A 13,948-nucleotide genomic window follows, 5' to 3' on the forward strand; every position below is an offset into this window, starting at 1 on the left:
GTCGTATCGCTCAGTCTTGGTAGACCGATTTTCGCCGCACAGAAAAAACCTCAACCTCGCACGGCATATACAGAAAAAACGCTATGCCGTAGCGCTCAGTACCGAAAGTCTCTTCGCTTTACATCCTCCACACTGAAGTCATCACACAGCCCCCGTCATCACGGCGGGTTCTGTTTTGCTCGTGATATTCGATGACGGCCTTTCGGCCGTGGAGGCAGCCCATGAGTGTTCAATCCCTTACCCGTCAGTGGGCCAGCGCCAGCGATGGCATGGCACTCGAAGATCCGCGCCTGTTCCGCCAGCTCGCCTATGTCGATGGCTGCTGGGTATATGGCGAAGGCGGTCGTGAAGAGGCTGTTTTTGACCCCGCTACCGGCGAGTGTCTCGGGCAGGTGCCGTGGCTTGAGTCCCATCAGATCGAGGCCGCCATTGCGTCGGCAGACAAGGCTCAGCGTGCGTGGCGTCTGTTACGTGCCGATGAGCGTGGCGAGCTGCTGGATGCCTGGTATCGGCTGATCCGTGAGAATAAGGAAGATCTCGCCATGCTGATGACGCGGGAGCAGGGCAAGACGCTGGCGGATGCCCGTGGTGAGGTCGAATACGGTGCCAGCTTCATTCACTGGTTCGCTGAAGAGGGCAGCCGTGCCTATGGCGAGACCATCCCCAGTCATATTCCCGGTGCCGCCCTGGGCACTCTGCGCGAGCCCATCGGCGTGGCCGCACTGATCACGCCGTGGAACTTCCCGCTGGCGATGATTACCCGCAAGGCTGCCGCCGCGTTGGCCGCGGGCTGCACAGTGCTGGTCAAGCCTGCGGGTGAGACGCCGTTCTCGGCGTTGGCGCTGGCGGAATTGGCTGAACGTGCGGGCATTCCCGCAGGCGTGTTCAGTGTCATCACTGGCGAAGCAGCAGAAGTTTCCAAGCAGCTATGCGATGACTCACGCGTTGCGGCGCTGTCCTTTACCGGCTCCACGCGGGTCGGGCGCCTGCTGCTGTCCCAGTGCGCCAACAGCGTCAAGCGTGTCTCGCTGGAGCTCGGCGGTAATGCGCCTTTCATCGTCGGGCCCGACATGGACCCCGAGGAAGCGGCGCGCGCCGCAGTGGATGCCAAGTTCCAGACCTCTGGTCAGGACTGTCTGGCCGCCAACCGCATTCTGGTTCACGACAGCCTGTATGAGGATTTCCTGACCCACTTCGTGAGGCTGATGAAGCAGCTCAAGGTCGGTAATGGCCTGGTCTCGGACATCGATCTCGGTCCGCTGATCCACCGCGATGCCGTCGCCAAGGCGCAGACCATTGTCGATGACGCCGTCGAGCAGGGCGCACGTCTGATCCATGGTGATCAGAGCATGGCACCAGGCCCCAACTTCTTCATGCCGGTACTGTTGGCTGACGTGACGCCGACAATGAAGGCATGGCGCGAGGAAAACTTCTCTCCCGTGGCCGGCGTGACCGCCTGGCATGACGAGGAAGAGGTGATCGAGATGGCCAATGATACCGAATACGGGCTGGCCGCTTATGTCTATACCCACGACATTCGCCGCATCTGGCAACTGATGCGCGGTTTGCGCTTCGGCATGGTCTCGGTCAACTCGGTGAAGATGACCGGCGCGCCGATTCCCTTCGGGGGCGTCAAGCAGTCCGGGCTAGGTCGCGAAGGCGGCCGTCAGGGGCTCGATGAGTATCTGGATATCAAGTACTACTGCCTGGGTGGGTTGGCGAGTGCCTCCGGCAGTTGAGTCAGACATTGTTCACTGTCACTTGGCGATAGCCATCTGTTAAACATTTCAGGAGATCTTCATGACCACCGATAACACACTAAGCCAAGCCGCCAGCTTTGATAGCTCCACCAGCACTGAAGAACTGATCCGTCGTGATCGCAAGGTGACCTTCCACGCCTCCACTCATCTGCGTGATTTCGCTCATGGTGATGCGCCGGGGCGTGTCATCACCGGTGGCGAAGGTATTCGTATCCGTGAGCGTGATGGCCGCGAGATGATTGATGGTTTCGCTGGCCTCTATTGCGTCAACATCGGCTACGGGCGTACCGAGGTGGCCGATGCCATTCACGCGCAGGCGCTCAAACTCAGCTATTACCACACCTATGTCGGCCACTCGAATGAGCCGCAGATAGCGCTGTCCGAGAAAATTCTCGAGCTAGCCGGCCCCGAGATGTCCAAGGTCTACTACGGCATGTCCGGCAGTGATGCCAACGAGACTCAGCTCAAGCTGGTGCGCTACTACCACAACGTGATCGGCAAGCCCGAGAAGAAGAAGGTCATCTCGCGCTGGCGCGGTTATCACGGTTCCGGCATCGCGTCTGGTTCACTGACCGGGCTGGCGGCTTTCCATGATCACTTCGATCTACCGATTGCCGGCATTCTGCATACCGAAGCGCCGTGCTATTACCGCCGTCCGGACGAATGCGCCGAGATGAGCGAGAAGGAATTCTCCGCCTGGTGTGCCGACAAGCTCGAAGCCATGATTCAGGCTGAAGGGCCTGAGACCGTCGGTGCCTTCATTGGCGAACCGGTACTCGGCACGGGGGGCATCGTGCCGCCGCCGGAAGGCTATTGGGACGCCATTCAGGCCGTGCTCAAGCGTCACGACATCCTGTTGATCTGTGATGAGGTGGTGTGTGGTTTCGGGCGCATCGGTAGTCAGTTCGGTTTTCAGCACTTTGGCATCAAGCCAGACCTGATCACCATCGCCAAGGGCCTGACCAGTGCCTACCAGCCGCTGTCCGGCGTGATTGTCGGCGACCGCGTGTGGAAGGTGTTGGAGCAGGGCACCGGTGAATTCGGCGCGATCGGCCACGGTTGGACATATTCCGGTCACGCGCTGGGGGCTGCCGCCGGTGTTGCCAACCTGGAGATCATCCGTCGTGAGCGACTGGTGGAGAACGCCCGCGAGACAGGTGCCTATCTGCAGAATGCCATGCAGGACGCCTTCGCAGGGCACCCCATCGTCGGCGACGTGCGCGGTATCGGCCTGCTGGCGGCACTCGAATTCTCGCCGGAACCCGCTGCACGTCGTCACTTCGACCCCGCACTCAAGGTCGGTCCGCGTATCTCGGCCGCCGCATTGGAAGAAGATCTGATCGCACGGGGTATGCCACAGGGCGACATCCTCGGGTTTGCGCCGCCGCTGATTGTCACGCCGCAAGAGATTGATGACATCGTGGCACGTGCCCGTCGCGCAGTAGACAAGGTGCATCAGGAGCTGATCGCCAGCGGTGATCTGTAAGCCATGGCATTGATATTGCCCCCGCTGCTTTCTGCGTCCTCCATGCGACAAGACAGCAGCACCAACGCCAGCGGCCTTATCTCTAACGGGATAGGGCCGTTGGCGCTGGCCGATATCTACGCAGCACGTCAGCGGCTGTTGCATGGCGCTGTCGCGACAGGTGTCGAGCGTACGGCGCTGGTGCCATCGCCGGCGCTATCCGCGCGCTTCGATGCCGAGATCTTTCTCAAGTTGGAGACTCGTCAACCGACGGGCGCCTTCAAGCTGCGCGGCGCCACCAATCTGCTGGCCGCGGTGGCAGAAATGACGTCGGGTGACGCAGCTGAACGGTTGGCGCGCGGCGTCACGACCGCTTCCACCGGCAATCACGGCAGGGCACTGGCCTATGCCGCGATGCGTCGCGGTCTGCGCGCCATCATCTGTCTTTCCGAGCAGGTACCCGCCAACAAGGTGCGCGCCATCGAAGCGCTGGGCGAGGTGTCTGGTTCAGGTTCAGGCCAGGGCAGTGTCGAGGTGCGGCGTATCGGGCGCAGTCAGGATGAGGCCTTTCATGAGGTCAATCGGCTGGTCGAGGAGGAGGGCATGCTTGCGGTGCCGCCCTTTGATGATCCGCTGATCGCTGCCGGGCAAGGCACCATCGGCCTTGAGTTATTGGAAGACTGCCCGCAGCTCGACCATGTGCTCATCGGGTTATCTGGCGGTGGACTGCTGGGCGGTATCGGTGCGGCGCTCAAGGCGATTCGGCCGGCCACACAGGTGCATGGCGTCAGCCTGACTCACGGCGCAGCGATGTGGGAAAGCCTGCAAGCAGGCAAGCCGGTGGAGGTCGAAGAAGTCGCTAGTCTCGCGGACTCGCTGGGTGGCGGTATTGGCCTGGACAACCACACCACGCTGCCGCTGGTGCATCGCGTGATGGATGAGCATCATCAGATCAGCGAGCGTGCCATCGCACGCGCCATGCTGATGCTGCTGGAAGAGGAAAAGCTGCTGGTGGAAGGCGCGGCGGTGGTAGGTCTGGCAGCACTGGAGGCGTCTCGTCGCGGTGAGACAGACCCACAGCTGGCCGAGTCGATTCGTGGCACGCGCGTCGCGCTCATCATCAGTGGCAATGGCGTCAGCCTGGAAACGCTCGATCAGGCGCGTGCGTTGCTGACATGAAGGACGCAGTGAGCGTGAAAGGCCTTGCCGGTTTGAAAGGCGCGATTTGAAGGAGGAATACGCATGCAGATTTATACACGCGAACAGATTGAGCAGGTCGTGGGGCTGGATGACACGGCGCTCGGGGTTATCCGCGACGCCTTCACGGCGTTGGGGCGTGGCGAAGTGGTCCAGCCGCCGATTCTGTCGATGGCGCTTGAGGAGGCCAATGGTGAAGTTGACGTCAAGACGGCGCATATTCGCGGTCTCAAGCATTTCGCGATCAAGGTCAGCCCCGGTTTCTTCAATAATCCCGCGCGCGGTCTGCCGAGCCTCAATGGCCTGATGGTGGTGTTCTCCGCTGAGACAGGGGTCGCTGAGGCGCTATTGAATGATGGCGGCTACCTCACTGCCATCCGCACGGCACTGGCCGGCGCGGTGGCGGCAGAGTGTCTGTCACGTCCTGACAGCAAACGTGTCGCGCTGATTGGCGCAGGCGAGCAGGCAGGCTTGCAGCTGGAAGCACTACGGCTGGTGCGTGATATCGAGAGTGTCGATGTCTGGGCGCGGGACAAGGAGCGTGCCGAGCATTTCGCTCGTGAGACAGAAGAGCGCCTGGGCCTGACGGTACGCAGTCATGACAGCCTGCACGCCGTCTGCGAGAACGCCGACATCATCGTCACGGCCACGCCATCACGCTCGCCGTTGCTGGAACTCTCGATGTTGCCCGCCGGGGTGCATGTCACAGCCATGGGGTCCGATAGCCCCGAGAAACGCGAGCTTGATTCCGACGTGCTGACCGGCTGCAATCACTTCGTGTGCGACAGCCGCAGCCAGTCGGAAATCAATGGTGAGCTCAAGGGGCTGGAAGAGGCTCCCTCGTTCGAGGTGCATGAGCTGGGCGCGTTACTGGCAGCGGGGCATCGACTGCGCGAGCAAGCCAATGACGAGGAAGATGGTCAGCAGTTCATCACCGTGGCCGACCTCACCGGTACCGGCGTGCAGGATACCGCCATCGCCAGCCTGGCCTTGGCACGACTGACGCACCAATGATGGCGTTGCCAATGCAGGCGCTCTGATCGATGTCTGCTGCATGATCGATGTCTACTGCATACTGGCGCTTGCCCAGCGCGGCGCTGCATGCGAGGGTCACGCATGGAACGGCAGGATGCCGTCCGCCCCCTTGTCCACTCGGAGCCAGTCGTGACTCGACCCTTGCCAACGCCTCGCGCTCCCCGCGCATTGAATGCCGCCCCGGATGTGGAGGCCTGCCGTACACCGCTGGCAGACCTCTGCGCTGACTGCGATGCCGTGACTCTGTTGCCACCGCTACTGCCGCCGGGCGAAGGCTATCTGCGCCACGTCTGTGAGCTGGATGCGCCACTGGCGGTCTTCGATCTCGACGATACCTTGCTCGACGGCGATTGCAGCGGCATGTGGATGCGCTGGATGGCCGCTTGCGGCTGGATTGAGGATGTCGAGGCGTTCATGGCACTGGGCGAGCAGCAACAGGCCGAGTATCACGCCGGTACGTTGGATATCCATGCTCATGTCGCGCATCTGCTCAGCCCACTGATTGGCCGTCACCGCGATGAGGTGCGTCACGAGGTGGACGATTTCGTCGAGGAAATGGTGATGCCGCGCTTGCTGGAAGGGGGGATCTCACGGCTGGCCGAGCATGGCGAAGCCGGGCATCGCACATTGATCATCTCTGCGTCGATGCATCACCTCGTCGGGCCGATCGCCAGCCGCCTGACCGCTGATGGCGCGCTCGCCACGCATCCCGCCTTTGACGATAACGGCTGCTTCACGGGTGCCACCACCGGTATTGTCACCTTCCGTGAAGGCAAGCTGGCGGCGCTGGATGCCTGGCTGGCCAGTGCCGACCGCAATCACCGTATGCCGCAGACGCTGTGGGGCTACTCTGATTCCCACAATGACCTGCCGTTGCTGGAGCGTGTCGATCATCCGCATGCGACCCAGCCGGATGCGCCGCTGCGCGCATTGGCGGAATCGCGTGGTTGGCCGGTAGTCGATTGGCGCTTGTCGCGTCAGTTGGCCTGACGCTCATGTCTGCTCCCACGCCCTCATCATCCAACATCGCCGTGCCAGCTCCGTCAGGTGTGTCGAGTGCTGCACTGCGTTCACGCGGTGTGACATTGACGGCGATGGGCGTGTTGCTGATCTCACCGGATGCCTTGTTGCTCAGATTGGCGGATGTCGCGGATGGGCCGCTAGTGTTCTGGCGCGGCGTACTGACCGCGCTGGGCTTCGCCTGCATCGTGTTGCTGACGCATCGCGGTAGTGTGGCGGAATGCATTGCGACGGTACGGCGTTGTGGACGAACAGGGCTGTGGGTGGCGCTGCTGTTTACCGGCTCGACACTGGGTTTCGTGCTTGCCAATCAATACACCCGTGCCGGTAATGTGCTGATCATCCTCGCCGCCAGTCCGCTGTTTGCGGCGCTGATGTCACGCGTATGGTTGAGAGAACGCCAACGGCTGCATGTCTGGGCGGCCATTCTGGCGTCGCTGGCGGGCATCGCCTTGCTGGTAATGGACGAGGCGGGTAGCGGCTCGCTGGCAGGCAATCTGCTGGCGTTGGGCTGCAGTCTCTCGTTGGCTGCCAACTTCACGCTGTGCCGAACACGGCCCGGTATCGACATGAGTCCGATGCTGATGCTGTCGGGGCTGCTGACCGGCCTGTGTGGTCTGCTGACCTGCGTATGGTTCGCCGCCCACGGTAGTGAGAGCGTTCTCCAGCAGTTGTGGCCAGCGGATTCCGCTGACTTCGCCCAGCGCGCTGGCTGGCTGGCATTGCTGTGTCTGGGGCTGTTACCGCTGGGCTTTACCTTCATTCAGCGCGGGCCGCTCTATCTGCCCTCTGCCGAGGTCGCGCTGCTGATGCTGCTCGAAAGCGTGTTCGGCATTCTGTGGGTGTGGTGGGTGCTGGATGAGGCACTCACCTCGCGTGGTTGGCTGGGCGGTGGGCTGGTGCTGGGTGCAATGCTGGTCAAAAGCCTGATAGATCGTCGCCTACGACGCCACGCGACGGATGCGTCGACGCTGCCCAGCTGATAGAATGGCCGCCTCCCTGAGTTTCTCTACTGTCTAATGACAGCCCTCTGGACGCCCGCACACGGCGCCCGGAGCGAATAGCTCATGGCTAAAAAAGCAGCTACGGCTTGCGAAAGACACGCGGCAGACGCTTGAGAGATGCTCGAAAGGCTCTCGCAAGACACGCGCTGTCACAGTGATACGCGATCTTGGTTCGGGCGGTCAGTCGAAGTGCCACGGCCTATTTCATGTGACGTATCGCATCCGGTCTGTAGACCGGCCTACACCCTATTCTCCACCCTTTGTTGCGGATGACCCGATGACAAGCAGCCTCAAACAGCAGTGGCTTTCCAACCTCCGGCCCGACATTCTGTCGGGGCTCGTGGTGGCGTTGGCCCTGATTCCCGAAGCGATCGCTTTCTCCATCATTGCCGGTGTCGACCCCAAGGTCGGCCTGTATGCCTCCTTCTCGATCGCAGTGGTCACGGCCATTGCGGGCGGTCGTCCGGGCATGATTTCTGCCGCCACCGGCGCGATGGCGCTGTTGATGGTCGATCTGGTCAAGGACCACGGACTTGAATACCTGCTGGCCGCCACGGTGATGACGGGGGTGATTCAGATCGTCTTCGGTTATCTGAAACTCGGTTCGCTGATGCGTTTCGTGTCTCGTTCGGTCGTCACCGGCTTCGTGAATGCCTTGGCAATCCTGATTTTCATGGCCCAGTTGCCGGAGCTGACCAACGTCACCTGGCACGTCTATGCCATGACGGCGGCGGGCCTCGGCATCATCTACCTGCTGCCGCTGGTGCCGAAGATCGGCAAGATCCTGCCGTCACCGCTGGTCTGCATCGTCGTGCTGACCCTCTTCGCGATGATTGTCGGTCTTGATATCCGTACCGTCGGTGACATGGGCGAACTGCCGGACAGCCTGCCGGTATTCCTGATTCCGGACATCCCCTTCAATCTTGAAACGCTGTGGATCATCCTGCCGTACTCGCTGCCGCTGGCGCTGGTCGGCCTGCTTGAATCCCTGATGACCGCCACACTGGTCGATGACCTGACCGATACCTCCTCCGACAAGAACCGTGAGTGCAAGGGGCAGGGCGCCGCCAACTTCGTCACCGGTTTCTTCGGTGGCATGGCGGGTTGCGCGATGATCGGCCAGACGATGATCAACGTGAAATCCGGTGGACGTACGCGTCTCTCCACCATGGTGGCCGGTGTCGTGTTGCTGATCATGGTCGTGTTCCTCGGCCCGTGGGTGTCGCAGATTCCGATGGCCGCACTGGTTGCGGTGATGATCATGGTTTCCATCGGCACCTTCTCCTGGCAGTCGATTCGTGATCTCAAGAGTCACCCGATGTCCACCAACATCGTCATGCTGGCGACCGTGGCCGTCGTGGTCGCGACGCACAACCTGGCGATCGGTGTGCTGGTCGGCGTGCTGCTGTCGGCGCTGTTCTTCGCCAACAAGATCGGTCAGGTGCTGCATATCGGTAGCGACATGAATGCCGATGGCCGCACGCGTGAATACCGTATCGTGGGTCAGGTGTTCTTCGCCTCCAGCGAGCAATTCACCGCCGGTTTTGACCTCAAGGAAACGGTCGAGAGCGTGGTGATTGACGTCAGCCGCGCGCACTTCTGGGACATCACTGCCATCGGTGCGCTGGATACCGTCGTGGTCAAGTTCCGTCGTGAAGGCACCAAGGTCGAGATTCTCGGCCTGAACGAAGCCAGCGCCACGCTGGTGGATCGTTTTGCGGTGCACGACAAGCCGGATGCCGTCGAGAAACTGATGAGTCACTGATTCTTTTCAGCACTGCAAGACAGCGGTAATCCCCCCACGGCGGGCAGTCAGGTCACTGGCTGCCCGCCGTGTTGCAGTGGTAGTCTGAAATCACACCAAGAAACGCTTTTCACCGGATGACGCCACGCCATCCGCCAAGACAAAGGAAGCATGCCATGAGCGAATCGTCTGCAGTCGCCTCGACAGAAAGTGACAAGGTCACTGCCTGCATTGACGGCTCCGCCTTTGCCGTCCCCGTCTGTGATGCTGCCGTATGGGTCAGTCTGAAGCTCAAGGCACCGTTAAGCATTCTGCACGTGATTGACCGCCACGAGACGGTCGGTGAGGCCACCATGGGAGACCTCTCCGGCAGTATCGGGCTTGGCGCGCGTGAGCACCTGCTGGAAGAACTCGCAAGCCTTGATGAGCAACGTGGACGTATCGCCCAGGAGCAAGGCCGCCTGATGCTGGAGGCCGCCTGTGAGCGTGCCGCACAAGGGGGTGTCGAATCGCCGCGTCCGCGTCAGCGCAATGGCGGGTTGGTCGAGACACTGACGGAACTGGAAGATGAAATCCGCCTGCTGGTGTTGGGCAAGCGCGGCGAGAGTGGCGATCAGGCCAGTGAGCACCTCGGTACCAATCTTGAACGCGTGATTCGCAGCCTGCATCGTCCGGTGCTGGTCGTGCCTGGTGTCTTCACCGCGCCGACCAAGGTGCTGATCGCCTTTGATGGCAGTGCCACCATTCGTCGTGCGGTGCAGGTGCTGGCGGCCAGCCCGTTGCTGGAAGGCGCAGAGCTGCATCTGGTGATGATCGGCGCGGATTCGGTCGAGAATCAGGCACCGCTCAATGCCGCACGTGATGAACTGCAAGCGGCAGGCTTTGACGTCAAGACGAGCCTCAAGGCTGGGCAGGTAGAAACCTGTCTGCGGGAATACTCCACCGAGCACGCCATCGACATGCAAGTGATGGGCGCCTACGGCCACTCGCGGATTCGCCAGTTGCTGGTCGGCAGCACCACCACTGACATGATTCGTCACGCCACCGTGCCGCTGCTGATATTGAGATAACGCCGTGTTGGTCTGACGCAAACGCACCACACTGTACGGGGTGACACAGATGCCGCGTCTCCTGCCCTTCATGGGCAAGGGACGCGGCATCTGTCGTTGTAGGGGGGGAGAACAGAAGGCAGAAGAGGAGCCAATCTCCCGCGCAATGTCAGAGCAGACACCGCAACCACGAAACCCTCGTTTACGGCGCTCAGTACCCCGCAGGTCGCGTTGCGCCCATCGTCGGAATCTGAAACGCTGATGGGACTGATCTCTGCGGGTCAACGAGTGAATATGACGAGCCTGATGGGCATTTTGCCATCAAAAATGCTAGCACTTGTGGCAAACTCGCAATCACCAGAATGTGATGTCTTGCTGATGTACCAAGGCATCATCGTTATGCTGCACCTGTTACTTCACGCCTAAAAAGAACTGTACAAGGACACTCTCAATGAATATCCAGCGTCATGACACCAAGCCACGCATGAGCCGCGCCGTCATCCACAACAACACCATCTACCTGTGTGGTCAGGTGCCTGGCCCGGAACACCGCTTCTGCACCATCACCGACCAGGCTGAAAGTATGCTGGCCCGTGTAGACACTTTGCTTGAAGAAGTCGGCAGCGACCGCGAGCACCTGCTCTCCGCCACCGTCTATCTCAAGTCAATGGACGACTTCAAGACCTTCAACGACATCTGGGACAGCTGGGTGCCACAAGGCCACGCCCCCGCCCGCGCCTGCGTACAAGCCGCCATGGCCAGCCCGGAACTGCTGTGTGAAATTACCGTTGTCGCCGCGGTGAAGTAACGCGTAGTGTGGTTTTTCTAAACCCGCCAGAGATTCCTCTGGCGGGTTTTTTTAATTTTAAAGGTTGATTATGACTAGTATACTTAAAACTCCCGGAGAAGCAGGAAACTTAAGTTTTATTTCTGGTGTTGTTAAGATAAATGGATATGCATTAAGGGATTATCAATATTTTTGTGATGTTTTTTCTGGTAAAATTGTTGATAGTTCGGCTGTGAAGTTGAAGTCGATAGTTGTTCATGAGCTTACTCATTTGATGGATTTAGCTACTACAAACTGGGGTGTTGAGTATACTCTCAGAAAAGTTAATATGTATGAAAGTCGTGGCCTCGAAGACTTTAGATCTAAGTTTGAGGTGTTTATGCTTAACCAGTCAGAAATTGTTTCACACAATTATGTTAGTAGTAGAGTTGCTGGGAGAAGTGTAAAAGATTACACTACTTTAAAGCATGGTCTAACTAATCACGAGGATTATGGTCCCATTATAGTAATAATTTATTATTGTGGGAGTGAAGAGATATGTCGTGTGCCATTAAGTATGCTTTCTTTATTAGAAGCACATGCCACCGCTGAAGAGTATTTAGCAAAATCAACGGGCTTCGGTAACTCTGAAGATGGGTTTATATCTTTGAGGCTGATGAAGACTGAATATTCAGAGCTCATAAATGATGATAGTTCGTTAGAATATTCGCTTCTTTTAAATATTGTCAATACCCACTTCAAGGAACTCTTTGAATTTGAGGAAGAATTGAGGTTTATTTCTGCCTTGTCTCGATTCTCTCTCGATGTGTCAGGTTTTAGTCTGAGTGGAATATCAAAGTATTATGTGAAGAGGTTTCAAAATAGGGAAGTCGGTGCTGATTTATGTATGGATATGTGCCGTGGTATGTCTAGACAGGTGATATTTTTCTTAACAACTCTCCATATATATGAGTATTTAGATGTTTGTAGTGATGTTGAATCGAATATTTTAAAAAACCTTTTGAAGAGTGAGCCATTTAAGGCTATTGTTTATTTTTATGAGGTGATATTAGGTATTAGTCAAGACCAGGGTCTGAATGATTACGAATTTTCACTAGGGTTAAAATTCATGCCAGACCATGGGGCTCTTCCAGATAAGAAGTTCTTCACCTCTATCGCGAACAAAAATAGAGTTATTTTAAATGATAATTGTCTGTCGGATATATATGATGAACTTCACTATCCGCGTATTACACTTGAAGATGGTACAGAGGTAGAAGTAGGGAGAGTGATTGAAGGTGAACATAATCAGTTTGTGGTTGATAATAAATACATATATACTGAGATAGAGAAAATATATATGTCCTCACGACATGTCAAGTTTTATCCGGTACCAGGGACTGGGCTAGAATTCTTTAAAAAAAACGGTTTATCATTATAATTTTCTTAAATGTAATAGAATGCAATCCTCAGTCCTGATTTGATCTCCGCTTCATACCGCACCCATTCCCGATAAAACCCGTCCAGTCGTTCTGTCTCGCTGAGGTGTGTTACCTCGGCGAGGCGTTCGCGTGCGTCCAGAGGCAGCATGGCGATGCGGGCATCGAGGTCGTGGGCGTGGCGGGGGTTGCGGTATTCGAGGTCCAGCCCGAGTGGGGCGGTGGCGAGGCCGACGAGCACATGGCCGTGGCGGTGGGCGATGGAGACGTAGAATTCTGCAGGCAGCGCGGGGTGGTGGGGTGCCTGGCCACGCGGCGACCAGTCGTCGAGCGGAAGCTGGATACCCTGAGCCGCGGCGAGTTCACACAGCAGCACACGGGCGAGATGGGATTCGGCTTCGCGTTGCTGGCGACGGCGGGCCTTGGCGGGCGATGGCCGGCTGACGGGCACATGCGAGGATGATGCGTCAGTTGGCGGATGTGACTCAGTGATGACCGTGTTATCCACAGCCGCTTGTCGCTCGCCCAATGATGGCGTGGCCGAGCGCTTGGGGGCAGCAGGCGGGATCAGTACACACGCCTCGGCCAGCCACAGGCGGGCTGGCCGAGAGGGTGAAGCAGAGGCTGGGCCTGATGCTGATAGCGATGTAGACGGCGCGCCGCTTGCCGCCAGCGAGGCGGCGAGGGCGTGGGGATCATGCGAGATCAGTGGCTCGGCGCTCAGTGAGCCAGAGTCTTCAGATGCACCACGGCCCAGCACCACACAGCGGTAGGCGGGGTGATCCGTCGGTCGGGCCGATGGCTGGCTTGCCTTGTCTGCCTCACTTGCCCCGCTCACGTCACTGGTCGCCCTCGTCATCATCAGCGTTGATTAGTTCTTGGGATGCAGGATCACCAGATCACCGCGCAACGCGACGCCAGAGACGATATTGCCCGCGTGGCATTCGTACTTCTCGGCGCTGGTGTAGGGCACGTTGTCGTAATCGCTGCGAATGTTGATCACCGCATTGGCACCATATTCACGCGCCTTGTCCTGCAGCTCACGCAGTGCAGAGAGGAACACCCAGCGGCAGGCTTCTGCATCGCTTTTGTTGGTCGAGTTGGTCTTGGGATTCGCCCGCGCCCAGCCACGTTTCTCGATGCGTTCGTAGGGCTTGTTTTCACCGAAGAAGAAAGCGACATCATTCCCCAGTCGCTGGCTGGCCGCGGTGCTGGCCATCACGGGCATGATCGGCAGGAAGTGTTGCGTATCCCGCGCTGCCGCCGGTGCAGAGGCCAGCAGGCCTGCCGAACCGATCAGCATGGCGGCGCCCAGCGCCAGCACACGGGCCGAGCGTACTGCGCGCGCGATGCGCGACAGGGACGAGAACTGCTGATGAACGAATGACACCATCTGAATCTCCTCATGAATCTATGAACGGCAGTGTGAGCGGAAAGGCACGAATCGCGGACGGCTGCGGAGCAATGGT

The 13,948-nt window shown here is 58.7% G+C and carries 12 protein-coding genes; 10 read left to right on the forward strand and 2 right to left on the reverse strand.

Features of this window, described 5'->3' with window-relative positions; translation table 11 throughout:
• Positions 1 to 269 precede the first annotated feature (269 nt).
• The 10 genes from CFN46_RS04250 (at position 270) to CFN46_RS04295 (ending at position 12,481) form a co-directional block, all read left to right on the forward strand.
• On the forward strand, positions 270 to 1,739 hold the full coding sequence (locus CFN46_RS04250) for an NAD-dependent succinate-semialdehyde dehydrogenase (RefSeq protein ID WP_088743025.1): 1,470 nt from the start codon (positions 270 to 272) through the stop codon (positions 1,737 to 1,739).
• Between the two features lie 61 nt (positions 1,740 to 1,800).
• On the forward strand, positions 1,801 to 3,246 hold the full coding sequence (locus CFN46_RS04255) for an aminotransferase (protein ID WP_051511143.1): 1,446 nt from the start codon (positions 1,801 to 1,803) through the stop codon (positions 3,244 to 3,246).
• A 42-nt stretch (positions 3,247 to 3,288) separates the two neighbouring features.
• Positions 3,289 to 4,404: a pyridoxal-phosphate dependent enzyme gene (locus CFN46_RS04260; RefSeq protein ID WP_051511148.1), complete on the forward strand. Its 1,116-nt coding sequence runs from the start codon at positions 3,289 to 3,291 to the stop codon at positions 4,402 to 4,404.
• A gap of 63 nt (positions 4,405 to 4,467) precedes the next feature.
• On the forward strand, positions 4,468 to 5,436 hold the full coding sequence (locus CFN46_RS04265; RefSeq protein WP_088742796.1) for a cyclodeaminase: 969 nt from the start codon (positions 4,468 to 4,470) through the stop codon (positions 5,434 to 5,436).
• Between the two features lie 150 nt (positions 5,437 to 5,586).
• Entirely contained in the window at positions 5,587 to 6,447 is an 861-nt protein-coding gene (locus CFN46_RS04270) for an HAD family phosphatase (RefSeq protein WP_176426407.1), read from the forward strand.
• A gap of 5 nt (positions 6,448 to 6,452) precedes the next feature.
• Positions 6,453 to 7,460 (forward strand): DMT family transporter, encoded by a 1,008-nt coding sequence (locus CFN46_RS04275; RefSeq protein ID WP_024953366.1) that lies wholly within the window; start codon positions 6,453 to 6,455, stop codon positions 7,458 to 7,460.
• Positions 7,461 to 7,758: 298 nt separating this feature from the next.
• A complete protein-coding gene (locus CFN46_RS04280) occupies positions 7,759 to 9,246 on the forward strand; it encodes a SulP family inorganic anion transporter (RefSeq protein ID WP_088742798.1) in 1,488 nt (495 codons plus the stop codon).
• Between the two features lie 155 nt (positions 9,247 to 9,401).
• Positions 9,402 to 10,295 carry a universal stress protein gene (locus tag CFN46_RS04285; RefSeq protein ID WP_024953368.1) on the forward strand — a complete coding sequence of 298 codons (894 nt, stop codon included), beginning with the start codon at positions 9,402 to 9,404 and terminating at the stop codon, positions 10,293 to 10,295.
• 430 nt (positions 10,296 to 10,725) lie between these two features.
• A complete protein-coding gene (locus CFN46_RS04290) occupies positions 10,726 to 11,082 on the forward strand; it encodes a RidA family protein (protein ID WP_088742799.1) in 357 nt (118 codons plus the stop codon).
• 70 nt (positions 11,083 to 11,152) lie between these two features.
• Positions 11,153 to 12,481: a hypothetical protein gene (locus CFN46_RS04295; protein WP_141103628.1), complete on the forward strand. Its 1,329-nt coding sequence runs from the start codon at positions 11,153 to 11,155 to the stop codon at positions 12,479 to 12,481.
• A gap of 5 nt (positions 12,482 to 12,486) precedes the next feature.
• Here the strand turns inward: CFN46_RS04295 and CFN46_RS04300 are convergent, their stop codons facing one another.
• Both CFN46_RS04300 and CFN46_RS04305 read right to left on the reverse strand, forming a co-directional pair.
• Complete coding sequence (locus tag CFN46_RS04300; RefSeq protein ID WP_141103629.1) at positions 12,487 to 13,317, reverse strand: 4'-phosphopantetheinyl transferase superfamily protein; 831 nt, start codon at positions 13,315 to 13,317, stop codon at positions 12,487 to 12,489.
• Between the two features lie 33 nt (positions 13,318 to 13,350).
• Positions 13,351 to 13,872, reverse strand: a complete 522-nt coding sequence (locus CFN46_RS04305) for a heavy metal-binding domain-containing protein (RefSeq protein WP_024951044.1) — start codon at positions 13,870 to 13,872, stop codon at positions 13,351 to 13,353.
• Between the last annotated feature and the right edge of the window lie 76 nt (positions 13,873 to 13,948).

It is taken from the genome of Cobetia sp. QF-1, assembly GCF_002213105.1.
GTDB lineage: Bacteria > Pseudomonadota > Gammaproteobacteria > Pseudomonadales > Halomonadaceae > Cobetia > Cobetia crustatorum.